The 23,127-nt window shown below is 74.2% G+C and carries 18 protein-coding genes; 7 read left to right on the plus strand and 11 right to left on the minus strand.

The window, feature by feature from the left end:
• Positions 1-233: 233 nt before the first annotated feature.
• Positions 234-1,034, minus strand: a complete 801-nt coding sequence (locus tag DT076_RS17780) for a DUF3027 domain-containing protein (protein WP_114128052.1) — start codon at positions 1,032-1,034, stop codon at positions 234-236.
• Positions 1,031-1,414: a cold-shock protein gene (locus DT076_RS17785; protein WP_114128053.1), complete on the minus strand. Its 384-nt coding sequence runs from the start codon at positions 1,412-1,414 to the stop codon at positions 1,031-1,033. The genes DT076_RS17780 and DT076_RS17785 overlap by 4 nt, the downstream gene beginning before the upstream one ends.
• 109 nt (positions 1,415-1,523) lie before the next feature.
• On the opposite strand from DT076_RS17785, the gene DT076_RS17790 reads away from it, so the two are divergent.
• Positions 1,524-1,949, plus strand: coding sequence for a DoxX family protein (locus tag DT076_RS17790; RefSeq protein WP_114128054.1), 426 nt, complete (start codon positions 1,524-1,526; stop codon positions 1,947-1,949).
• 1 nt (position 1,950) lies between these two features.
• Here the strand turns inward: DT076_RS17790 and DT076_RS17795 are convergent, their stop codons facing one another.
• On the minus strand, positions 1,951-2,817 hold the full coding sequence (locus DT076_RS17795) for a LysR substrate-binding domain-containing protein (RefSeq protein ID WP_233494050.1): 867 nt from the start codon (positions 2,815-2,817) through the stop codon (positions 1,951-1,953).
• A gap of 174 nt (positions 2,818-2,991) precedes the next feature.
• Between DT076_RS17795 and DT076_RS17800 the strand changes: the two genes are divergently transcribed.
• Both DT076_RS17800 and DT076_RS17805 read left to right on the plus strand, forming a co-directional pair.
• Positions 2,992-4,254, plus strand: coding sequence for an MFS transporter (locus tag DT076_RS17800; RefSeq protein ID WP_158548191.1), 1,263 nt, complete (start codon positions 2,992-2,994; stop codon positions 4,252-4,254).
• A gap of 111 nt (positions 4,255-4,365) precedes the next feature.
• Positions 4,366-4,653, plus strand: coding sequence for a HesB/IscA family protein (locus tag DT076_RS17805; RefSeq protein ID WP_114128057.1), 288 nt, complete (start codon positions 4,366-4,368; stop codon positions 4,651-4,653).
• A 28-nt stretch (positions 4,654-4,681) separates the two neighbouring features.
• On the opposite strand, the gene nagB is transcribed toward DT076_RS17805, so the two are convergent.
• Both nagB and DT076_RS17815 read right to left on the minus strand, forming a co-directional pair.
• Entirely contained in the window at positions 4,682-5,467 is a 786-nt protein-coding gene (nagB, locus tag DT076_RS17810; protein ID WP_114128058.1) for a glucosamine-6-phosphate deaminase, read from the minus strand.
• Positions 5,468-5,523: 56 nt separating this feature from the next.
• Positions 5,524-7,923, minus strand: a complete 2,400-nt coding sequence (locus DT076_RS17815) for an FdhF/YdeP family oxidoreductase (RefSeq protein ID WP_114128059.1) — start codon at positions 7,921-7,923, stop codon at positions 5,524-5,526.
• A gap of 121 nt (positions 7,924-8,044) precedes the next feature.
• On the opposite strand from DT076_RS17815, the gene DT076_RS17820 reads away from it, so the two are divergent.
• The 4 genes from DT076_RS17820 to DT076_RS17835 all read left to right on the plus strand — a co-directional run bounded on the left by DT076_RS17820 (position 8,045) and on the right by DT076_RS17835 (position 14,119).
• Positions 8,045-8,944: an MFS transporter gene (locus DT076_RS17820; protein WP_147264189.1), complete on the plus strand. Its 900-nt coding sequence runs from the start codon at positions 8,045-8,047 to the stop codon at positions 8,942-8,944.
• A 1-nt stretch (position 8,945) separates the two neighbouring features.
• Positions 8,946-11,123, plus strand: coding sequence for a helicase-associated domain-containing protein (locus tag DT076_RS17825; RefSeq protein ID WP_114128061.1), 2,178 nt, complete (start codon positions 8,946-8,948; stop codon positions 11,121-11,123).
• 58 nt (positions 11,124-11,181) lie between these two features.
• Positions 11,182-12,828, plus strand: coding sequence for a DNA repair helicase XPB (locus DT076_RS17830; protein WP_114128062.1), 1,647 nt, complete (start codon positions 11,182-11,184; stop codon positions 12,826-12,828).
• A gap of 154 nt (positions 12,829-12,982) precedes the next feature.
• A complete protein-coding gene (locus tag DT076_RS17835; RefSeq protein ID WP_114128063.1) occupies positions 12,983-14,119 on the plus strand; it encodes a fatty acid desaturase in 1,137 nt (378 codons plus the stop codon).
• Between the two features lie 376 nt (positions 14,120-14,495).
• On the opposite strand, the gene DT076_RS17840 is transcribed toward DT076_RS17835, so the two are convergent.
• From DT076_RS17840 to leuS, 6 genes are all read right to left on the minus strand, one after another.
• A complete protein-coding gene (locus tag DT076_RS17840; protein ID WP_114128064.1) occupies positions 14,496-15,839 on the minus strand; it encodes an MFS transporter in 1,344 nt (447 codons plus the stop codon).
• A gap of 87 nt (positions 15,840-15,926) precedes the next feature.
• Positions 15,927-17,060: an NTP transferase domain-containing protein gene (locus DT076_RS19710; RefSeq protein ID WP_199539278.1), complete on the minus strand. Its 1,134-nt coding sequence runs from the start codon at positions 17,058-17,060 to the stop codon at positions 15,927-15,929.
• A gap of 58 nt (positions 17,061-17,118) precedes the next feature.
• Positions 17,119-18,363 carry a helix-hairpin-helix domain-containing protein gene (locus DT076_RS20310; RefSeq protein WP_147264190.1) on the minus strand — a complete coding sequence of 415 codons (1,245 nt, stop codon included), beginning with the start codon at positions 18,361-18,363 and terminating at the stop codon, positions 17,119-17,121.
• Positions 18,364-18,456: 93 nt separating this feature from the next.
• The gene (locus DT076_RS17855) at positions 18,457-19,221 is read right to left on the minus strand and encodes a PIG-L family deacetylase (RefSeq protein WP_199539279.1); all 765 of its coding nucleotides are present in this window, start codon (positions 19,219-19,221) and stop codon (positions 18,457-18,459) included.
• Complete coding sequence (locus DT076_RS17860; RefSeq protein ID WP_233494051.1) at positions 19,218-20,414, minus strand: glycosyltransferase; 1,197 nt, start codon at positions 20,412-20,414, stop codon at positions 19,218-19,220. Before DT076_RS17860 ends, DT076_RS17855 begins: the two co-directional genes overlap by 4 nt.
• A 31-nt stretch (positions 20,415-20,445) precedes the next feature.
• A complete protein-coding gene (gene leuS / locus DT076_RS17865) occupies positions 20,446-22,974 on the minus strand; it encodes a leucine--tRNA ligase (RefSeq protein WP_114128066.1) in 2,529 nt (842 codons plus the stop codon).
• Positions 22,975-23,127: the final 153 nt, after the last annotated feature.

Consider the following 23,127-nt stretch of genomic DNA (forward strand, 5'->3'; position numbering starts at 1 on the left):
TGTGGGTGCGTGAGCGGTCGGGTGCGCGGGACGCCTCCCCGTGACGAGGTCCGGCCTCGTGGGAGGCAGATCGCGACGGGGCAGGAGGTCGCGGCCCCGGCGGCGGGGCGTCGGGGTGTGGCGGGCGTTGTGCCGAACTCCTCCGAGGAACGAGGAGGAGGCTCGGCCGGGCGGGACGTCCCGCCGCCGGGGCCGCGACCGGACCAAAAACCAACCGCGACCCCGAGCGCGGTCTAGGTGAACAGGGAGCCTTCGGTGACCTCCACGGTCTCCCACACCGGCGGGGGCAGCTCGGCCACCCGCTGCTCGGCGACGACGTCGGAGTGGGCACCGCAGCCGTGGTCGACGCTCACCACACCGGCGTCGCGCGGGGACCACACGTTGGTGCAGACGCCGAACTGCCGTCCGAGGCTGCCCTGCAGGCGCACGAAGTAGCCGCAGGTCACGCAGTTGCCCGGAGCCTGCCGGGTCGACTCGTTGTCGGGGCCGGGCTCGCCGTCCAGCCACCGCTCGGTGGCCTCGTCCCGGCCGTAGGGGGTGAGCACCCGCTCGCGGCCGAGCCCGAGCTCGGCGACCACGGAGCGGGTGATGCTCGCCTCGGCCGGGTCGGTGTCGGCGGCGTGCTCGCCCCCGGTGTAGCCGGGCTCCAGGCGTGGGTCGTCGTCCGGGGTCGGCATGACCACGCCGGGGGTGACGTCACCGCCCTCGATCCGGTCGGCCCACGGCGTCCAGCTGGGGGCCAGCAGGGCGTCCTCGCCGGGCAGCAGCACGACCTCGTTGAGGGTGGCCCGCCTGGCCCGGGAGGCGCGCGACAGCGTCACCGACCAGCGCCAGCCCCGGTAGCCGGGGTGGGTGCACCCGAAGAGGTGGCTGACCACGCGGTCGTCCTCGGCCTGGACGCCGAGGTGCTCCCCGACCTGGCCGGGGCCCTCCTCCTCGGCCGCCTCGCGGGCGAGGTCGACCGCCTCGGCGAGGATGCTGTCGAGCTTGGGCGCGCGGCCGGCGCGGGTACGGGTCGCCGTCGGCACGCTCAGAGCTCCAGCTCGTCGGCGACGGCCCGCAGCACGGTGGCCACCTTGGTGCCCACCCGCCCGTCGGGATGCCGACCGCGGCGGTAGCCGTTGCCGAGGCCGTCCAGCATCTTGATGAGGTCCTCGACGATGACCGCCATCTGCTCGGGCGACTTGCGCTGGGCCTTCGACAGCGACGGCGGCGCCTCGACCACGCGCAGCGACAGCGCCTGGTCGCCCTTGCGGCCGGCCACCACCCCGAACTCGACCTTCTGACCGGGCTTCAGGCTGGTCACCCCCGCGGGCAGCGCTGACGCGCGCACGTAGACGTCCCCACCGTCGTCGGAGGACAAGAACCCGAAGCCCTTCTCCGCGTCGTAGAAACGCACCTTGCCAGTCGGCACCGCAACCTCACTCAAGTCATGCCAAGGGCCCGACCGTCCGGCCGGGTCGGCCCAGCCTATCGAGCGGTGCAACACTGAAACCACCTCGACAACCCCCGCAGGAGGAACGATGACCCTGAGCCCGAAGCTGACCCGCTACCCCGAGCGCCTCGCCACCGGCGCCTTCATCGTGCACTCCGGCTGGCAGAAGTGGAACGGCGACGCCGAGACCGCGCAAGGCACCCACGGCATGGCCGCCGGCGCCTACCCCTTCCTCAAGAAGATCGAGCCGACGCTCTTCCTCAAGCTGCTGGCGCTGGTCGAGATCACCACCGGGCTCGCGCTGCTGGTGCCGTTCGTCCCGCGCGCGGTGGCCGGCGCGCTGCTCACCGGCCTCTCCAGCGGCCTGGTCGGGCTGTACCTGCGCACCCCGGGGCTGCGCCAGCCCGGCAGCGTCGCGCCGACGCCGGAGGGCATCGGCATCGCCAAGGACGTCTGGATGCTCGGCATCGGCACGTCCCTGGTGCTGGACGGCCTGGCCGGGCCCGAGCGCTGAGTCAGCGCCCGATCGGGGCCAGCGGCAGGTTGAGGATGGCCTTGGTCAGCGCCTCCACCGGCTCCGAGGCCGAGCGCGGGTTGGCCACCAGCGCCATCTCGACGTCCGGCAGCTCGGGCAGGTCGACCCGTCCGGTGAGGTTGCGCAGGTCCGGGGGCACCCGGCTCTGGGCCAGGACGCACACCCCGAGCCCGGCCCGGACCGCGGCCAGGATGCCGTTGATCTGACGGGTGTTGCAGGTGATCCGCCAGGCCCGGCCGGCAGCGGTGAGGGCGCTGATCGCGGCGCTGCGGCCGAAGCTGGGCGCGTGGTAGGTCACCAGCGGGAGCGGCTGGGTGGGGTCGAGCTCGAGCCGGTCCAGCCCCACCCACACCAGGCGGTCGCGACGCACCATCCGACCGAGGTCGGTGTCGGCCTCCTGGTTGATGAAGATGAGGTCGAGGGCGTTGCGCTCCAGGCTGCGCAGCAGGGTGCCGCTCTGGGTGACGGTGAGCTCGAGGTTGATCCGGGGGTACACCTGGCGGAAGTGGCGCAGGATGCTGGGCAGCTCGCTCAGCGCCAGCTCGTCGGCCGCACCGAAGCGGAGCCGGCCGGACATCGCCGAGCCGGTGAAGTAGCTGGCGGCCTCGTCGTGGGCGGCGAGGATGGTCCGGGCGAATCCGGCCATCGCCTCCCCGTTGTCGGTCAGCGTGATGGTGCGGGTGTCGCGGCTGACCAGCTGGCGCCCGGCCGCGTCCTCCAGCCGCCGGATCTGCTGGGACACCGCGGGCTGGGAGATGCCCAGCTCCGCCGCGGCCCGGGTGAAGCTGAGCCCGTTGGCGACCGCCAGGAAGGTGCGCAGCAGCGTCGGGTCGAAGTAGCGGGTCACTGGATCATCATGACCCCTTATGCGACTTATAGCGAGCATAGTTCGCAGAAATGTCAACCGCGCGGTTAACGTGTGGTCGTCCCCCCGGGGACGTCCCGGCCTCCGCGAGACCGGTCCCATGGCAGCGTCGCCAGCTCTCCTCGCACCCGTTCCGACCCGATCCAGGTGATCACCGTGCGCCGTCTCCCGGCCACCTTCTCCGCCCTGTCCTCGCCCGCCTACCGACGCTTCATCCCTGCCCAGTTCATCGGCAGCACCGGTGTCTGGATGCAGCGCATCGCCCAGGACTGGCTGGTCCTCGAGCTGACCGGCTCGGCCGCCGCGGTCGGCCTGGTGGTCGCGATGCAGTTCCTGCCGATGCTGCTGCTGGGTCTGTGGGGCGGCGTCCTCGTCGACCGCTTCCCGATCCGCCGGCTGCTGGTCCTCACCCAGAGCATCGCGGCCGCGCTCGCCCTGCTGCTGGGCGGGCTGTCGCTGGCCGGTGTGGTGCAGGTGTGGCACGTCTACGCCATCGCCCTGGCCCTCGGCCTGGTCGTCGTGGTGGACGGCCCGGCCCGGCAGGCCTTCGTCAGCGAGCTGGTGCCCTCCTCGCAGGTGCGCAACGCGGTCGGGCTGAACAGCACCGTCTTCCAGTTCAGCGGGGTGCTCGGCCCGGCGGTCTCGGGTGTCCTGGTCGCCGTGGTCGGCAACGGCTGGGCGTTCATGATCAACGGCCTGGCCTGCACGGCGGTGGCGGCCATCGTCTTCACCGTGCGCCCGCAGTTCACCCGCCCGGTCGTCCCGCGCGCCCCCGGTGCGCTGCGCCAGGGGCTGCGCTACATCATGTCCACCTCGGAGGTGTTCTGGGCGATCCTGCTGGTCGCGCTGGCCGGGCTGATGGCGTTCAACCTGCCGGTGCTGCTCGCCACGATGGCCGACAGCGAGTTCCACACCGGGGTCAGCGGCTACAGCCTGCTCACCACCGTCAACGCCGTCGGTGCGCTGGTCGGCGGGCTGTGGGCCGGCAGCCGCACCACCACCAGCCGCCTGCGCTCGCTCACCGGTGGCCTGGGGGCGCTCGGCGTCCTCTACGCGACGATGGCGGTGGTCCCGGGCCAGTGGGCCTTCACCGCGCTGCTCGTCCTGTCCGGTGTGGCCACCATGTCGTTCCTCATCGGCGCGAACTCCCTCATCCAGCTGAGCACCGCACCGGAGGTCCGGGGCCGGGTGATGAGCGTCTACATGATGGTGCTGCTCGGTGGGCAGTCGATCGCCGGACCCCTGGTCGGACGTTTCAGCGACTGGCTCGGCCCGCGCGCGGCGCTGGTGCTCTGCGGTGTGGTGCTCCTGCTCGTCACGGCGGTGCTGGCCGCGCTGATGGCCCGTCAGGCGCACCTGCGGCTGGCGCTGCAGCGTGAGCGCTGGGCCCCGCGGCTGAGCATCGTCCGGGTCCCCTGACCCCGACGCGGGTCACCGGGCCGGTCTTGCTGGGTGAGACGGCCGCTTGGGTTCGTCCGGAGAGCCACGCAGGGTGGGTTGTTCGGACGTCCCCGACGGAAGGACAGCAGCATGCTCACCCTGAGCGAACGGGCCAGCACCGTGGTCCGGACCATCTCCGGTCAGCACGAGGCCGACGACGCCGGCCTGCGGATCGCGGCCACCGACGAGGCAGCGGGCAGCCTGGGGATCACCGTGACCCCGGATCCCGAGCCGGGCGACACCGTGGTGGAGGCGGACGGGGCGCGGGTCTTCGTCGACCAGAGCGCCTCGGAGCTGCTCAGCGACATGGTGCTGGACGCCCAGGTCGACGAGCAGGGCAACGTGGAGTTCGCGCTCGGGCCGCAGCAGACGGTCTGAGCCACTCCCTCACGCGCACGGGCCCGGGTCAGGCGAAACGCTGCCACCCGGGCTTGTGCGCGTACACGTGCTGGTAGTAGCCGCGCAGCCGCAGCCCGCTGGCGGCCGCCTCGTCCAGCACGACGGTGGCCCGCCGGTGGTGCTGGAGGATGCTGGCCGGGCAGACCGCCGACACCGGGCCCTCCACGGTGGCCGCGACGGCATCCGCCTTGGCCGCGCCCTGCGCCACCAGCAGGACGTGCCGGGCGTCCATGATCGTGCCCAGGCCCTGGGTGAGGCAGTGGGTCGGCACCTCCTCCAGGGAGGAGAAGAAGCGCTGGTTGTCGAGCCGGGTGCGCTCGGCCAGCGTCTTGATCCGGGTGCGTGAGCTGAACGACGAGGTCGGCTCGTTGAACCCGATGTGGCCGTTGGTGCCGATGCCGAGGATCTGCACGCTGACCCCACCGGCCTCGCTGATGGCCCGCTCGTAGGCCTCGGCCGCGGCCTCGATGTCCTCGGCCGCGCCATCGGGGACGTGGACCCGGGCCGGATCCATCCGCAGCGGCTCGGTCACCGTGCGGGCGATCACGCTGGCATAGCTCTCCGGGTGGTTGCGGTCCAGCCCGACGTACTCGTCGAGGGCGAAGGCGTCGACGGCCGACAGGTCGAGCTCACCCGCCTCCACCTTGGCGGCCAGGTGGGCGTAGATCGCGAGCGGGGACGAGCCGGTGGCCAGGCCGAGGACGGGGCGCTCCTCGTCGGCGCAGACCCGCGCCACCTTGGCCGCGGCGACCCGGCCCACCTCGTCGGCGTCAGGGCAGATGATGACCTCCACGGGGCGTCAGTCTGGCAGATCCGGACGCCCGCGCCGGCCGTCGCCCGCGGTACGCGTCAGGACTGGTGCGCCGGCCTCGGGTCCGGTCGGCTGCCGGTGCTGCGGCTGGTGCCCGCGTCGCCCGCCCGGTCGGCCTCCTCGGGCCGGACGCCCTCCCCGCCGGTGCCGGGCCGGTGCAGGGTGACGACCACCGACTTCGAGGTCGGGCAGTTGCTGCCCTCGGCGGTGGAGTCCAGCGGCACCAGCGGGTTCGTCTCGGGGTAGTAGGCCGCCACCGACCCGCGCGGGGTGTCGTAGGCGACGCAGCGGAACCCCTTGGCCACCCGTTCCACGTCGTCGTCCCAGGTCGAGCGCAGGTCGACCACGTCGCCGTCGGCGAACCCCCGCACCGCCAGGTCCTCGGGGTGCACGAACACCACCCGCCGGCCGCCCTCCACACCGCGGTAGCGGTCGCTGTAGCCGTAGATGGTGGTGTTGAACTGGTCGTGGCTGCGCAGCGTCTGCAGCAGCAGGTGGCCCTCCGGCACCTGCACCACCTCCATCGGTGAGACCACGATCTCGGCCCGCCCGGAGGACGTGCGGAAGGTGCGGCTGTCGCGCGGCGGGTGCGGCAGGGTGAACCCGCCGGGACGGTCGGCCCGCTCCTCGTAGTCCTCGCAGCCGGGCACCACCCGGCTGATGTGGTCGCGGACCACCGAGTAGTCCGCCCCCATCGCCGCCCAGTCGATGCCGTACCGGTCCCCCAGCGTGGCCCGGGCCAGTCCGGTGACGATCTGCACCTCCGAGCGCAGGTGCGGGCCGGCCGGTTCGAGCGGTCCGCGGGAGGAGTGCACCTGCGACATGGAGTCCTCGACGGTGACGAACTGCTCGACGCCGTCGTGGACGTCCTTCTCGGTGCGTCCCTTCGTGGGCAGGATCAGCGCCGTCTCCCCGCACACCAGGTGGGAGCGGTTGAGCTTGGTGGAGACGTGCACGGTCAGCCGCGCCCGTCGCATCGCCTCCACCACGACGTCGGTGTCGGGGGCGGCGTGCACGAAGTTGCCGCCCAGCCCGACGAAGACGTGCGCGCGGCCGTCCCGCAGGGCCTTGATCGACTCGACGGTGTCCAGCCCGTGCTCGCGCGGCGGGTCGAAGCCGAACTCCGCGCCCAGGGCGTCGAGGAAGCTGTCGGGCGACTTCTCCCAGATGCCCATGGTGCGGTCGCCCTGCACGTTGGAGTGGCCGCGGACCGGGCACAGCCCGGCACCCTTCCTGCCGATGTCGCCGCGGACCAGTGCCAGGTTGGTCAGCTCCTTGATGGTCGCCACCGCGTTGCGGTGCTGGGTCAACCCCATCGCCCAGCACCAGATGGTGGCCCGCGAGCCGCGCAGCAGCTCCGCGGCCTCGGTGATCTGGGCCCGGGTGAGCCCGCTGTCGCGTTCCACCTGCGCCCAGTCGACGGCCGCGACGTGGTCGCGCCAGGCCTCGAACCCGGTGGTGTGGGCCTGCACGAAGTCGTGGTCGACCGCGTCCCACTCGACCAGCAGCGCGCCGATGCCCTGGAACAGCGCCAGGTCGCCGTTGTTGCGCACCGGCAGGTGCAGGTCGGCGATGTCGGTGCCGGCGCCGACCACGCCACGGGCCTTCTGCGGGTTGCGGAAGTTGACCAGTCCGGCCTCGCGCAGCGGGTTGATCGCGATGATCTTCGCGCCGCGCCGCTTGGCGACCTCCAGGGCCTGCAGCATCCGCGGGTGGTTGGTGCCCGGGTTCTGCCCGGCGATGATGATCAGCTCGGCGTGGTAGATGTCGTTCAGCGTGACGCTGCCCTTGCCGATGCCGATCGACTCCGCCAGCGCCACGCTGGTCGACTCGTGGCACATGTTCGAGCAGTCGGGCAGGTTGTTGGTGCCGAAGGCCCGGGCGAACAGCTGGTAGGCGAAGGCGGCCTCGTTGGACGCCCGTCCGGAGGTGTAGAAGACGGCCTCGTCCGGCGAGTCGAGCGCCTGCAGGTGGTCGGCGACCACCCGGAAGGCCTCGGACCAGTCCAGCGGCTCGTAGTGGGTGCCGCCGGGACGCTTGACCATGGGCTGGGTGATCCGGCCCTGCTGGCCCAGCCACCACTCGTCGTGGGCGTCCAGCTCGGCGATGCTGTGGGTGGCGAAGAAGTGCGGGTCGGCCCGCCGCTTCGTGCCTTCCTCGGCGACGGCCTTGGCGCCGTTCTCGCAGAACTCCGCGGTGTGGCGGTGCTCGGGGTCGGGATCGGGCCAGGCGCAGCTCATGCAGTCGAAGCCGTCGGTCTGGTTGAGCTTGAGCAGGGCGCGGGCCGAGCGGACCGGCCCCATCCGCTCCACCGAGCGCTTCATCGCCACCGCCACCCCGGTGACGCCGGCCGCGGCCGTCTTGGGGTGGTGCACCTCCAGCTCCGCCTCGGGCGTCTCGCGGCCATCGGAGGTCCCAGGGGTGGACGTCGCTGTCATCGCCGCTCCTCGCTCGGGGTGGTTCGGGCTGCCCGACGACTCTACGCGTGCCTCCGGCCCCGTCCGCCCGGCGGCGCTCGGGCGGGCCGGAGCCGATGACGGCGGGGATAGCATGGCCGCCATGGCGACCTGGGAGGACGGACCGGAGTACGCGCCGCACCAGCGGCCGGACCAGTTCCAGCCTCCCGCCGACGCGCCGTCGCTGGGCGCCGCCCCGCCGGCGCCGCGACCCTCGGCGTCCGAGCCGCTGGCGCCACCGCTGCGCTACGAGATGCGCGCCCAGGTGGCCGGGCTGGAGACGCTGGTGCCGGACCGTGGCGAGCAGCGCGACCCGCACCGTGCCTTCGACGTCGTGCAGTCGGTGATGACCGAGCAGCCGTCCTCCGGCCCGCGAGCCTGGAGCGCGGCGCACTCCAGCTCCTGGAGCCAGCAGTGGGCCCCGCCTCCCGGGACGCCGGCGCCGGCGGCCCCGGCCCCGGTCGTCGGCGGTCACGACCCCCAGCAGCCCTTCGCCGTCGGGCAGGGGATGCGGCCGGGCCAGCCGCAGCTGCCCCCGCCGGCCGGTCCCGCGCACCCCGCACCAGGGACCGACCAGTGGTTCGCCCCCACCTCCTGGGAGCCGCCGGAGGCGCACGGCGACTTCCGCAGCACGGGGACCCGTGTGGTGCAGGGCGTGACGTGGCCCGTCCTCATCGTGCTGGGGCTGGGCGTCCTGATCTTCCCGCTCTCGCTGTTCTGCGTGGTCGGTGCCGCGGTGCTGACGAACTGGGTGCCGCGCCGGCGGAGCCAGGCGCGGGTCGGCTACGCGATCGGGTTCGGCGTGCTGGCCCTGGTCGGGCTGGTCGGCTTCCTCGACACCCTGTCCTTCAGCGGGCTGGTCACCGCGGTGCAGCCGATGGCGACCCTGTTCTGCCTGGCGATGCTCGTGGTGCACCCGGTGCTGAGCTACCTCAGCGTGCAGGCCGGCGAGCCCGAGGAACGCGGACCGTACGCGACCCGCAACCCCTCGGCCTGGGGCTGAGGTGGCGCCACGCTCGCTCTCGGAGGCGCTGGCCGGCTTCAGCACCGAGCAGCTGTCCGCCCTCCTCGCCCTGCGCGAGGACCTCGCCCGTCCGCTGCCGGCCGACCTCGCTGAGCTGGCGGCCAGGGCGGTCACCGTGGCCTCCACCAGCCGCGCCGTCGACCGGCTGGACGCCTGGCAGCGTCACGTCGTGCTGGGGCTGGCGGCCGCCCCGGACGGCGTCGGCGTGGACGACCTGGCCGGCCTGCTCGGCGACGTGCCGCGCGACGCCCTGCCGGAGACGCTGCAGCGGCTGCGGCTGGCGGCCCTGGTCTGGGGCGAGGACGCCGAGCTGCACGTGGTGCGGACCGTGCGAGAGGTGCTCGGCCCGTTCCCGGCCGGGTTGGCGCCGGTCTCACCGCGGCCGCTGTCACCCGCCGACGTCCGCGCCGCGCTGGAGCAGGTCGGGCTGGCGGAGGAGGTGATCCTCGACCGGCTGCTGTGGGAGCAGCCGACCGGCGCGCTGCGCCAGGCCGACCGCAGCGTCACCCTGGAGACCGCCCGCAACCCGGTCGAGCGGTTGCTGGCCCTCGGGCTGCTGCGGCCGGCCGACACCGACACGGTGCTGCTGCCGCGGGAGGTGTCGTGGGAGCTGCGCGGGCACCGGCTCACCCGCACCACCCCGACCGCCGAGCCGCCGACGCTGACCTCCGGCACCCGTCCGGCGGGGGTGGTCACCCCCGCCGCGGTCGGCGCGGCCTGGGCGCTGGTGCACGACGTGGAGCAGCTGGTCGACGACCTGTCCACCCGGCCCTGCGCGGTGCTGCGCGACGGCGGCGTCCCGGCCCGCGAGGTCGCCGCCCGCGGGCGCCGGGTCGCGCTGCAGCCGGCGCAGGCGGCGATGCTGCTGGAGTGGGCCGGCGCGGCCGGGCTGGTCGCCACCGACGGGCCGCGGCTGCTGCCCACCCCCGGTTACGACCGCTGGACCGCCGCCGACGGCGCACAACGGTGGCTGCAGCTGGTCCGGGCCTGGGCCGCCACCCCGCGCTGGCCGATGGCCGGGGCCCGCGAGGGTGCGCACGCGCTGGCCACCGACCTGCCGGTCCGCGGCGCCGCCGAGATCCGCGCCGGGGTGCTGGAGGTGCTCGCCCGGCAGCCGGTCGGGCAGCGGGTGGAGCCCGACGAGCTCACCGCCGCCGTCGGCTGGCACCACCCGGTGTGGGCCGAACGGCTGCCGCTGGCCGAGCTGGTCGGTGAGCTGCTCACCGAGGCCGAGCAGGCCGGGCTGACCGCCCTGGGTGCGGTCTCCCCGCTGGCCCGGACCGCACTGGGCGCCGAGCTCGACGAGGCGGTCGCCGCGCTGTTCCCCGAACCGATCGGGCACCTGGTGGTGCAGGCCGACCTCACCGCGGTGGCGCCCGGGCCGCTGCGGGCCGAGGTGGCCCATGACCTGCGGCTGCTGGCCGAGCAGGAGTCGCGCGGCGGCGGCGGCGTGTACCGCTTCACCGAGCGCAGCCTCCGGCGCGCCTTCGACGCCGGCTGGAGCTCGACCGAGGTGGAGGCCTGGTTGGCCGAGCACTCCTCCACCGGGGTGCCGCAGCCGCTGCGGTACCTGCTCGGCGACGTCGCCCGCCGCCACGGCAGCATCCGCGTGACGCCCACGCTGGCGGTGGTGCGCTGCGACGACCCGGCGCAGGCCGCCAGCCTGCTGCAGCGTCCCGAGGCCCGCGCGCTGGGTCTGCAGCAGCTCGCGCCGGGGGTGCTGGCCGCCTCGGTGGAGCCCGACGAGGTGGTGCGGGCGCTGCAGGGCGTCGGCCTGGCCCCGGTGGCAACCGACGCCAGCGGCGCCACCCTCACCGCCCCTCCTCCGCCGCGGGCGAGGGAGGTCGAGCGCGGCGGCGGTGAGGCCGAGCCGGTGGACGCCCGGCTGGCCGCGGACCTGCTGCTCGACCGCGAGCGGGACCGCCGGGCCCGGGCGGAGGCGGTCGACTCCGCGGTCGACGTGCTGCGCCGAGCGGCCGCGACGGGCACCGAGGTGGTGGTGGACTGGGTGACCGCGGCCGGGGAGAGCACGACCAGCCGGGCGACCCCGCTGACGGTGACCTCCGGCGCGGTCCGGCTGCGGGCGTCCGGGCAGGTGGTCAGCGTCCCGCTGGCCCGGGTGGTGGCGGCCCGACCAGACGGCCCGGCCCGGCGTTGACTCCGCGGAGCAGAATGGACGTCATGCCTGCTGAGCCCACCCGCCCCGGGAGCCGCGCGTGAACGGCCCCCTCGTCGTCCAGTCCGACCGCACCCTGCTGCTCGAGGTCGACCACGAGCAGGCCGACGAGTGCCGGATCGCCATCGCCCCCTTCGCCGAGCTCGAACGGGCCCCCGAGCACATCCACACCTACCGGCTGACGCCGCTGGGGTTGTGGAACGCCCGCGCCGCCGGCCACGACGCCGAGCAGGTGGTGGACGTGCTGCTGAAGTACAGCCGCTACCCGGTGCCCAGCGCACTGCTGGTCGACGTCGCCGACACCATGGACCGCTACGGCCGGCTGCGGATCGAGAAGCACCCCACCCACGAGCTGGTGCTGGTCTCCTCCGACCCGGCGGTGCTCACCGAGGTCTGCCGCAGCGCCAAGGTCAAGGGGCTGCTCGGGCCGAAGATCGACGCCGAGACCGTCGCGGTGCACCCGTCGGAGCGCGGCCACCTCAAGCAGGTGCTGCTCACCCTGGGCTGGCCCGCGGAGGACCTGGCCGGCTACGTCGACGGCGAGAAGCACCCGATCGGTCTGGCCACCGACGGCTGGCAGCTGCGGCCCTACCAGGCCCAGGCGGCCGACGGGTTCTGGGCCGGCGGCTCGGGCGTGGTGGTGCTGCCCTGCGGCGCGGGCAAGACGATCGTCGGCGCGGCCTCGATGGCCAAGGCGTCGGCGACCACGCTGATCCTCGTCACCAACACCGTCTCGGCCCGGCAGTGGCGCGACGAGCTGATCCGGCGCACCACGCTGAGCGCGGACGAGATCGGTGAGTACTCCGGCTCGCGCAAGGAGATCCGTCCGGTCACCATCGCCACCTACCAGGTGATCACCACCAAGCGGAACGGCGTGCACCCGCACCTGGAGCTGTTCGAGGCCCGCGACTGGGGTCTGGTGATCTACGACGAGGTGCACCTGCTGCCGGCCCCGGTGTTCCGGATGACCGCCGATCTGCAGGCGCGGCGCCGGCTCGGGCTGACCGCCACCCTGGTGCGCGAGGACGGTCACGAGGGCGACGTGTTCTCCCTGATCGGGCCGAAGCGGTTCGACGCCCCGTGGAAGGACATCGAGGCCCAGGGCTGGATCGCGCCGGCCGACTGCGTCGAGGTGCGGGTCACGCTCACCGAGGAGGAGCGGATGGCCTACGCGATGGCCGAGCCGGACGTCCGCTACCGGCTGGCCGCCTCGGCGGAGTCCAAGATGAGCGTGGTCGAGGACCTGGCCCGCCGCCACGAGGGCGTCCCGCGGCTGGTGATCGGGCAGTACGTCGACCAGCTGGACGAGCTGGCCGAGCGGCTCGGGGCGCCGGTCATCAAGGGCGACACCACCACCCGGCAGCGCGAGAAGCTGTACCAGGCCTTCCGGGAGGGCGAGATCGACCTGCTGGTGGTCAGCAAGGTGGCCAACTTCTCCGTCGACCTGCCCTCGGCGCAGGTGGCGATCCAGGTGTCGGGCGCCTTCGGCTCGCGCCAGGAGGAGGCCCAGCGGCTGGGCCGGCTGCTGCGCCCGCAGGAGGGCAAGTCCGCGCGGTTCTACGCGGTGGTCTCCCGCGACACCGTGGACGCCGAGTTCGCCCAGCACCGGCAGCGGTTCCTGGCCGAGCAGGGCTACGCCTACCGGATCATCGACGCCGAGGACGTCCCCGCCGAGCCGACCGCCTGAGCCCACCGGCGGGCGAGGGGTCCGTCGACGAGGTGTGCGGCGCCGCGGTTCCGCGAGGGTCGTCGCAGACCGGGTGAGGGCCTCCCGGCCGGCTCGGGACGCGGTAGCGTCGGGCCATGATCCCGACCGCTGCGCGCCACCGGCGGGTCGGCCGGTGAGCACCCACGCCGAACGGGTGGCGGCGGCTGCCGACTTCGACGCGGCCCGCGCCATCCGGCTGCTCTCGGACCTGATGACCCCGCGGATGGCGGTGTACTGGACCGACCTGTGCCTGTCGGCGCTGGCGGGGTGGTCGGCCTTCGGAGCGGTGGTGGTGCTGACGCCGAGGACTCCCTGGGCGGCGCTGCTGCTGTTACCGGCGGCGGTGGCGATGTATCGGGCCACGCTGTTCATCCACGAGCTGGTGCACTTCCGCCGGCGCGAGCACCGCAGCCGGTTCGGGCTGGGGTGGAACGTGCTGGTGGGGTTCTGGCTGCTCATCCCCTACTTCATGTACGAGGGGCACTCCGAGCACCACAGCCGCCGGCTCTACGGCACCGCCGGGGACGCCGAGTACGTGGCCTTCGCCCGGATGTCGCGCAGCGAGATGGTGAAGATGGCGCTCAGCGCGCTGGTGCTGCCGCTGTTCGGCCCGGTCCGCTTCGGCGTGCTGGCGCCGGTGTCGTGGCTGGTGCCGCGCACCCGGGAGTGGGTCTACGCCCGGGCGTCCACGATCAAGATCGACGTGGAGTACCGCGGGCACCCGCCGAAGCGGTCGCAGCGGACGCGCTGGCTGGTGCAGGAGGCGGTCTGCTTCGTCCTGGTCTGGGCGGTGCTCGGCCTGGTGCTGACCGGCGTCCTCTCCCCCGTGGTGCTGCTGTGGTGGCTGGCGCTGATGGTCGGCGTCGCCGGTCTGGACACCGCACGGCTGCTCGGCGCGCACCGCTACCTCGGCAACGACTCCGAGGCCAACCTGGTGCTGCAGATGATCGACACCATCAACTACCCGCGCTCACGGGTGGCCGGGCTGGTGTGGGGTCCGGTGGGGCTGCGGCTGCACGCGCTGCACCACCTGGTGCCCTCGCTGCCCTACCACGCCTACCGCGAGGCGCACCACCGTCTGGTTACGCAGCTGCCGGCCGGCTCGGCCTACCACCTGACCGAGTCCCCGGGGCTCCTCCACTCCATCGCCGAGCTGTGGCGGGCGCCGAGGCCGACCGAGCAGGCGGAGCCGGCGCCCACGGCGGCGCACCAGCCGGGCGGCGCATCGACCGGCCGGTCCTCCGGCAGCCGGCCAGCTGCTCCCCGCTGAGGAGTCGTCCCAGTGGGCGCGGCCAGGTCATGACGAGACCCCGGATGGGCGATGCGCTGATCGGGCGGTCCTCAGCGTGCGCGGCACGCCAGCGGCCGACGAGCGCACCGGGTGGGCGCTCCTCGCGAGCGGGAGGACAGTCGCGGCCGAGCACCGCGCCGACCGGGCGGCCCTCAGCACCCAGCGCCTCCGCCGCCGGGACGAGCGCCTCGAGTGGGCACCCCTCAGGACCAGCGCCGCTCGACCAGCCCGAGCGCCGCGACGGGAACCCTCAGCATCCAGCGGCGCCTCAGCCACGCCAGCGCAGCGGACGGGCACCCCTCACCAGCAGGCGTACGCGGGATCCCGGGCGCCCGCCCGGACCCGCCCGGTTCGGCTAGCCGACCTGGCCGCGGGCGACGTCGCGGGGGCCGGAGAGCTCGGGTGAGGCGGACGGCTCGTGCTGGGCGAGATCGGGGCGGTAGCGGTCCAGGTGCAGCAGCGCCAGCACGACGGCGGCGGCGAAGGCGAGCGCGGCGACGAGCGCGACCGGTCGGTAGCCGACGGCCCCGGCGGCGAAAAGGGCGACCGAGCCGGTGAGGAAGCCGACGACCTGCGCCGGGGTGTTGACCAGGGCGTAGTCGGTGGCGGCCGTGCCCGGGCGGGCGTAGTCCATGTGGACGGTGTAGAGCACCGCGGAGAGGGCGCAGAAGCCCAGGTAGTAGACGGTCACCACCCAGACGACCACCACCCGGTCGGCGTCGGCGAAGGCCGTGACGACCAGGGTCAGGGCCGCCAGCACGAGGACCACCCCGCTGACCACCACGGTGCGGACGCGGCCGGCGTGGCGGACCAGCAGACCTCCGAGCAGACCGCCGACCATCCCGGCGAGCCCGGTCAGCACACCGGTCACCGACGCCACCTGCGCGGGCGTCCAGCCCTGGTCGACCAGCGCGGGTGCGAGCAGGGCGGTGACCATGCCGGCCGCGCCGATGGCCAGCGGCACCACCAGCAGGGCCCACCGCGCGGCACCGGGTTGGCGCAGCACGGTGCCCAGCGCGGCGACGGCGGTGCGCAGGTCCGGCCGCGCCCGGACGGCCACCGCGGGTTCGCGGAGCACGACGATGTTGGCGATCGGCAGGGCGGTGACCACGGCGAGGAAGAGCATGGCCGCCGACCAGCCCCACCAGTCGTAGACGACCACGGTCAGACCGCCACCCAGGAGGTTCCCGAGGTAGCCGCCGAGGACCTGCAGGCCGTTGGCCAGCCCGCGCTCGCGGCCGCGCATGACCAGCAGGGCCAGGGCGTCGCTGGCGGTGTCCTGGGTCGCCGACAGCATGGCGAGCAGGATGCCGAGGACGACGACGGGGGTGAGGTCGGAGAGGTCGTCGAAGGGCACCATCGCCAGGATCACCAGCACCATCAGCGGCTGCAGCGCCAGCAGCCAGCCCCGGTAGTGCCCGCCGACGACGGCCCAGCCCCAACGGTCGACCAGCGGCGCCCACAGCACCTTCAGCGGCCACACCAGTCCGGCCAGCGCCAGCCAGCCGAGGACGTCGAGGCCGTAGCCGTTGTCGCGCAGCACGACCGAGAGGCCGGTGCCGAGGAAGCCGACTCCGACGAACTGGGTCACGTAGAGCCCGGTGACCAGGCTGTTGCGCTGCCAGGGGCCGAGCGTGCTCGGCTCGACGACCCCGCCTCCGGAGTCCTCCGGTCCGGTCGGTGCTGGTGGCTGGCTCATGGCTCCCCCTCACGTGCTGAGGTGAGGCTAGCCTGGCTCGCCGCTCCGCGTCGCCCCTCTCGTCTCGGCTGCCGGCGGACGGAGCGCTCAGGCCTGGACGGCGCGGATGTCGTCCCAGGTGTCGAGGTCGACCGCCTCCAGCCCGCGCGCCGGCTCGACGTGCAGCCGCAGCCCGCCGAGAACGGCCCGGACCGCCGCGTCGCGGCCGTCGGAGCCCCCGAGCGCCCGCCGCAGCGCCTCGGTGCGGTAGGCCGCCGACAGCCACTGCCGACGTCCGTCGGCGTCGGCGACCACCGCCCCGTCCAGCTGCGGGTCCGCCACGAGCGCCGCCAGCAGGCGGGGCAGCGCACCGGCGACGAACGGGGCGTCGCAGCCGAGCACCACGGTGAGCTGACCCGGCGTGCGGCCGTCGGCGAGGGCGGCCAGCCCGGCCACCAGCCCGGCGACCGGACCGCCGGAGGGCGGCGACTCCAGCGTGCGGCGCACACCGTCGGGCAGCGCCAGCGTCTCGGGCGCCACCACCACCGTGGCGTCGGCGCCGGTGACGGCACCGAGGACGTGGTCGACCAGCCGACGTCCGCGGAGCTCGACCTCGGGCTTGCTCGCCCCGTCCAGACGACGGGCGCGACCGCCGGCCAGCACCAGCGCGTCGTAGCCCGTGGGCACCTCGACCGGCACGGTCGACTCCTCCTGGCGGCCCAGCTCGACCACCGCGCCGCCGCCCCGGCCGGCCTCGACCAGGGCGACCAGCTCGGCCGGCCAGATCCAGGCGGTGGTGCTGCTGAGCTCGGCCAGCGGCCACCAGCGGTGCTGCTGGATGGTGAGCTGCTCCTCCTCGGTGTGGCCGGCGATGTCGACCTCGAAGCGGTCCAGCTCGAGCAGCCAGAAGGACTCGGTCTGGATGACCACCTGGTCGCTGTAGCCGTGCACCACCTCCCGCCGGGCCACCGGGCCGACCAGCCGGTCGGCGGTGACCACCAGCCCGGTCTCCTCGGCCAGCTCGCGCACCGCCGCCTCCAGCTCGCCCTCCCCCGGGTCGATGCCGCCGCCGGGGGTCATCCACCACGACACGCCGGGGACGCCGGGATCGGTGTCCTCGAACAGCAGCACCTCCTCACCGTCCGCGGACCGTCCGACCACGAGGACGCGCACCGCCCGCCGCCGCAGCTCGTGGCGTTCGGCCGGGGGCACCGGGACGAAGGTGCGGTAGCGCTCGCTCACCCGGCCAGGCTAGTGGCGCACCGCCTCCCGGCGGACCGGCCGCTCCGCCCGCCCCGGCTCACACCCGCACGTGCGGGGCGATCTCGGCGTAGGACTTCGGACCGATCCCCGACACCTCCTGCAGCTCCTCGACCCGGCTGAACCGGCCGTGCTCCTCCCGCCAGGCGAGGATCTTCTCCGCCGTCACCGGCCCCACCCCGGGCAGCTCCTCCAGCTGCGCGGCCGTGGCGGAGTTGAGGTCGAGCAGCTGGCCCGTGCCCCCACCGCCGGACCCACCGCCGACAGCACCTCCGCCACCGCCGCCGTCGCTCCCGGGCCCGCGCACCTCCGAGTCCTCGCCCTGCTCCGACACGTGCACCTGCTGGCCGTCCTGCAGCGGCTGGGCCAGGTTGAGCTCGCCCGGGTCGGCGTCGTCCTCCAGCCCACCGGCGGCCTCGATCGCGTCGGCCACCCGCGAGCCGGCGGGCAGCTCCACCACCCCCGGCTCGCGCACCGCCCCGAGCACGTGCACCACCAGCGTCGGCACCGGGGTCGGGCTGGGGCTCGGCCCGGCCGGCGGCGGGCCACCCTGCTGGGCCTCCGGGGTCACCGGTGTCGCCGTGACCACCGGAACCGGGTCGGCGCGGGCGCGCAGCAGCAGGAACGCGCTGAAGGCCACGGCGAGCGCGAGCACGGTGGCCAGCACGGCCAGGTGCCGACGGGTCAGCCGCGGGATGGTCACCCGGACCGCCCGGTCGTCCTCGGGCGCGCTCGTCCACCGGTCCTCCGCGGCCGCATCACGTCCCGCGCTCGTCCCCGCACGCCAGTCGTCGTCGACCCCGGACCGCTCCACCCGCCCGGTCGGCCCGGACCGCCCGACCCGTCCGGACGGCCCGGACGGGTCGGGAGAGCCGGGTGCCTCCGCCGGGTGGGGAGGCAGGTCGAGCGGCTCGGTCGGCTCGTCCGAGCCCGGCCAGGACCCATGCGGGTCCGCTGACCGCGCCCAGGAGCCGGGCACATCTGCCGACTCCGACCAGCCGGTCACCGGCGCCGGCCGCTCGGCGGCGGCGTCGGACGACCGGATCAGCGTCTCCACGCCACCACCCGCTCGACGAGCCCCCTCCGCCGCCCCGTCGCGGGCGCGGCCGCGACGCGGTGGACCCATCGCCTCGGCCAGCACCGGGATGGGCAGCCGGCGACGGGCCGAGAGCACGGTGGCACCCTCGACCGGCGGACGGCCCGACGACGTCGCGGCCCCGGACAGGATGGCGTCCAGCCGGGCCTGCACGTAGTCGCTGCGGGCGGACTCCCCTCGACCTGACATGCCGGCACCGTTGGCGGCGAGGGCCCGTGCGCACGTCCGACCAGCGCGCCTGTGGACAACGCTCCGACCCGTCCCGGGTCTGGGGACGAAGGGTCAGCCGACGAGCCGGAGACCCACCCGCAGCGCGACCGGTTCGGTCTGGCCGCCCACGTGGCGCACCTCCTGCTCACCCGGCAGCACGGTCAGCTGGCTCGCGTGGTGGCGCAGCGCCTCGACCACGGTGGCGCGGTGCGCGGAGAGGTCCCACCACTCCGCGTCGTCCGCCTCTCCGTGCACCAGCACCTCCACCATCGCCAGCCCGGTCCGGCGCGCCGCCTCCCGGGTGACGTGGTGGCAGCGGACGTGGTCGGGGTGGCCGTAGGTGCCGCCGGCGTCGTAGCTCACGAGCACGGTGGGCCGGACCACCTCGACGTAGGCGCACAGGTCGTCCACCACCTCCTCCAGCCCGGCCGAGGTGAAGGAGCGGTCGTCGGCCGACTCCGCCGGCCCTGCCACACCGGGCGAGACCCACCGCATGCCGGAGTCGCGGTAGCCGCGCGCCGAACGGCCCGGCACCCGGGCGGGCGGCTGTCCGAGGAAGGCCGAGCGCCGCACGCCGAGCGCGGCGAGCGCCCCGGCCAGCTCGGCCTCGCGGGCGCGGCTGAGCTCGGGGCTGCCCTCCGCCGCGTCGACCGTGCCGGGGACGATCTCGCCCTGCTCGCCGCGGGTGGCGGTGAGCACCGCGACGTCGCGGCCGCGCCCGACCAGCTCGGCGATGAGGGCGCCGGTGGCCAGCGTCTCGTCGTCGGGGTGGGCGTGCACCAGCAGGCTGGACGTCATGCCCTCCAGCAGCGAGCCGGCGCCGCCGAGGGCGGTCACGAGAGCACCCGCTCGTAGGCCTCGACCAGCAGCTGTCCGGCCAGCTCGGGGGTGAACCGCTCGGCGTGCTCCCGGGCGGCGACGCTCATCGGTCCGCGCTCGCCCGGGGAGAGCACCCGGTCGACGGCCCGGGCCCAGTCGGCCGGGTCGCGGCTGGAGACCAGCAACCCGGTGACGCCGTCGATGACGGCCTCCCGCAGCCCGCCGGCGTCGTTGGCCACCACCGGGGTGCCGCTGGCCGCGGCCTCCAGCGCCACCAGCCCGAAGGTCTCCGACCACGACGGCACCAGCAGCGCCCGGGCACCACGGAACAGCTCGGCCAGCTGCTGGCGGCTCTGCGGCCCGCGAAAGCTGACCCAGTCCTGCAGGCGGTGCTCGGCCACCACCCGCTCCACCTCCGCGCGGTAGCGCAGGAAGTCCGGCGACACCCCGCCGACCAGCACCAGGTGCGGCCGCCGGTCGCGGGGCAGCCCGGCCATCGCCGCGATCGCCAGGTCGGGTGCCTTGAGCGGCTGCAGCCGGGCGGCGAAGACGACGTAGCCGCGGCCGAGCCCGCCACCGGTGGGCGGGTCGGCGTCGGTGATGTCACCGGCCGGCGGGTGGAAGAGCTCGAGGTCGACCCCGGGCGGGACGACGACCACCCGGTCGGGGTCGGCGTCGCAGCGCTCCAGCACGGTGGTGGCCTCCGCCCGGCTGATCGCCACCACCAGGTCCGAGGCCTGCGCGAGCAGCTTCTCCCCCGCCACCCGCTCCTCGGTCTCGGCCGGCTCGCCCTCGGCGAGGGTGCGGCCGAGCGGGACGGCCAGGGAGTGGTAGCTCTGCACGTGCGGCACGCCCATCCGCTGTGCCCACCCGAGGGCGGCCATCCCCGACATCCAGTGCTGGGAGTGCACCAGGTCGTAGCCGTCGAGGTGCTCCAGCTGGGCGGCGAAGGCGTCGATGTGGTCGGAGACGGCGCTCTTGGCCACCACCTCGACCGGCCCGGCGGTGATCTGGCGCAGGGTCACCCCCGGCGACAGCTCGCTGACCTCCGGGACGTCGGGGTGGGTCCGCCGGGTGAGGAACTCGACCCGGTGCCCCAGCTGGGCCAGCGCGTCGGCCTGCATCCGCTCGACCACGTTCATCCCGCCCGCATCACCCTCCCCCGGCAGGTCGGCGGGGGAGGTGTGCAGGGAGATCATCGCGATGTGCACTCAGCAGTCCTTCGGGTCGGGGAGGTACGGCTCAGGCCGGGACGATGCTGACCAGCTTCGGCGCACGGACGATCACCTTCCCGACCGCCTGACCGGCCAGCGCCCGCTGCACGCCGGGGTCGGCCAGTGCCAGCTCCCGCAGCTCGTCCTCACCGATCGTGGGCGGCACCTGCAGGCGTCCGCGCACCTTGCCCTTGACCTGCACCACGCAGGTGACCGACTCGGCCACCAGCAGCGCCGGGTCGGCCACCGGCCAGCTGGCCTCGGCCACCGACGGCCCGTGGCCCAGCAGCTCCCACATCTCCTCGGCCACGTACGGTGCGACCAGGCTGAGCACCACCGTGACCACCTCGGCGGCCTCGCGCACCGCCGGGTCGGCGGCACCGGGGCCGGAGTCGATGGCCTTGCGGGTGGCGTTGACCAGCTCCATCACGCGCGCGACCACGACGTTGAAGCGCTGGTCCTCCAGCAGCATGGTCACCTCGGCGACGCACCGGTGTGTGGTGCGTCGCAGCTCCAGGTCACCGCCGGCCGGGTCGGTGCCGGGCTCGCTGGCGACGTCGTCGGCCAGCCGGTAGGCCCGCTGCAGGAACTTCAGCGAGCCGGCCGGCGACACGTCGGCCCAGTCGATGTCGTCCTCCGGCGGTCCGGCGAAGACGACGGTGGTGCGGATGGCGTCCACCCCGTACTGGTCGATCTGGGCGCCCAGGTCGACCCCGTTGCCCAGCGACTTGCTCATCGCCTTGCCCTGGTTGATCACCTGGCCCTGGTTCAGCAGCCGGCGCATCGGCTCCTCGAAGTCGACCAGACCCATGTCGTGCAGCACCTTGGTGAAGAAGCGCATGTACAGCAGGTGCAGGATCGCGTGCTCGACGCCGCCGACGTACTGGGCGACCGGCATCCAGCGGCGGACGTCCTCGGGGTCGAACGGACCGCCCTCGTAGCCGGGCGAGCAGTAGCGGAAGAAGTACCAGGACGAGTCCACGAAGGTGTCCATGGTGTCGGTGTCGCGGTTGGCGGACCCGCCGCAGGACGGGCACTCCACCTGCACCCAGTCGGTGGCGGCGGCCAGCGGGCTGGTGCCCTTCGGCGCCAGGTCGGCCCCGCGCAGGTCGGGCAGCCGCACCGGCAGCTGGTCGTCGGGCACCGGCACCTCACCGCAGGAGGGGCAGTGGATGATCGGGATCGGGCAGCCCCAGAACCGCTGCCGGCTCAGCAGCCAGTCCCGCAGCCGGTAGGTCACCGCACCCTCGCCGCGGCCGTCGGCCTCCAGCCGCTCGACGATGGTGCGGACGCCGGTGGCCTTGTCGCTCAGCCCCTCCAGCAGCGGCGAGGCGACGTAGCGGCCGTCGCCGGGAGTGGCCACGCCGGTCACGGCCGGGTCCTCCGCACCGGTGTCGACGACCACCCGCACGGGCAGGTCGAAGGTGCGGGCGAAGTCCAGGTCGCGCTGGTCGTGGGCGGGCACGGCCATCACCGCGCCGGTGCCGTAGTCGGCCAGCACGTAGTCGGCGGCCCACACCGGGATCCGCTCGTCGTTGACCGGGTTGACCGCGTGCACCCCCAGGAAGACCCCGGTCTTGGGCCGCTCGGTGGACTGCCGCTCGATCTCGGTGGCCTGCTGGGTGCGTTCGACGTAGGCCTCCAGGTCGCCGCGCCGGCTCTCGTCGACCAGCTCGGCGGCCAGGTCGGACTCCGGCGCCACCAGGAAGAAGGTGGCCCCGTACAGGGTGTCGGGACGGGTGGTGAAGACCCGCACCGGCGTGCTGCGCCGGCTGCCGTCGGCCCGTTCGATGGCGAAGTCGACGTAGGCGCCCTCCGAGCGGCCGATCCAGTTGCGCTGCATGGTCAGCACGCGCTCGGGCCAGCCGCCCTCCAGCGAGGCCATGTCGTCCAGCAGCCGGTCGGCGTACTCGGTGATCTTGTAGTACCACTGGTTGAGCCGGCGCTTGGTGACGACCGAGCCGCAGCGCTCGCACAGCCCCTGCACCACCTGCTCGTTGGCCAGCACGGTCTGGTCGGTGGGGCACCAGTTGACGAAGCTGTCCTTGCGGTAGGCCAGCCCACGCTCGCGGAAGCGCAGGAACAGCCACTGCGTCCAGCGGTAGTACTCGGGGTCGGAGGTGTGCAGCCGGCGCGACCAGTCCAGGCTCAGCCCGTAGCGCTTGAACGAGCGGGCCTGGGTCTCGATGTTCGCGTAGGTCCAGTCGGCGGGGTGCGACCCGCGCTGGATGGCGGCGTTCTCGGCCGGCAGCCCGAAGGAGTCCCAGCCGATCGGGTGCATGACGTCGTAGCCCTGCAGCTTCAGCCGGCGGGCCACCACGTCACCCATGACGAAGGCCTCGGCGTGACCCATGTGCAGGTCGCCGGAGGGGTAGGGGAACATGTCGAGCACGTAGCGGCGCTCGCGGCTGCCGTCGTCGGCCGGGGCGAAGGTGCCGTGCTCGGCCCAGTAGGCCTGCCAGCGTTCCTGCGCTGCGGCCGCGTCGTAGACCCGGCGCTCGGTCTGCTCGGTCACGTCAGTCCTCCTCGGTGGTGCGGTGCGGGGCAGCAGGGGCATGAAAAAGCCCCTCGTCGGTGCCGCTGGGCACGAGGGGCAGCCGCCGGGTGGTCGACCCGACGGCTAGGGAAGCCGGAGCTGCTGGTTGCGCACCCGCCCATCCTAGCCCCAGCGGCCGGCCCGGGCGCGCGGCCGACCGCTTCCCGGTCGCCG

The sequence above is a fragment of the Desertihabitans brevis genome (assembly GCF_003327535.1).
In the GTDB taxonomy this organism is placed as follows: Bacteria; Actinomycetota; Actinomycetes; order Propionibacteriales; family Propionibacteriaceae; genus Desertihabitans; species Desertihabitans brevis.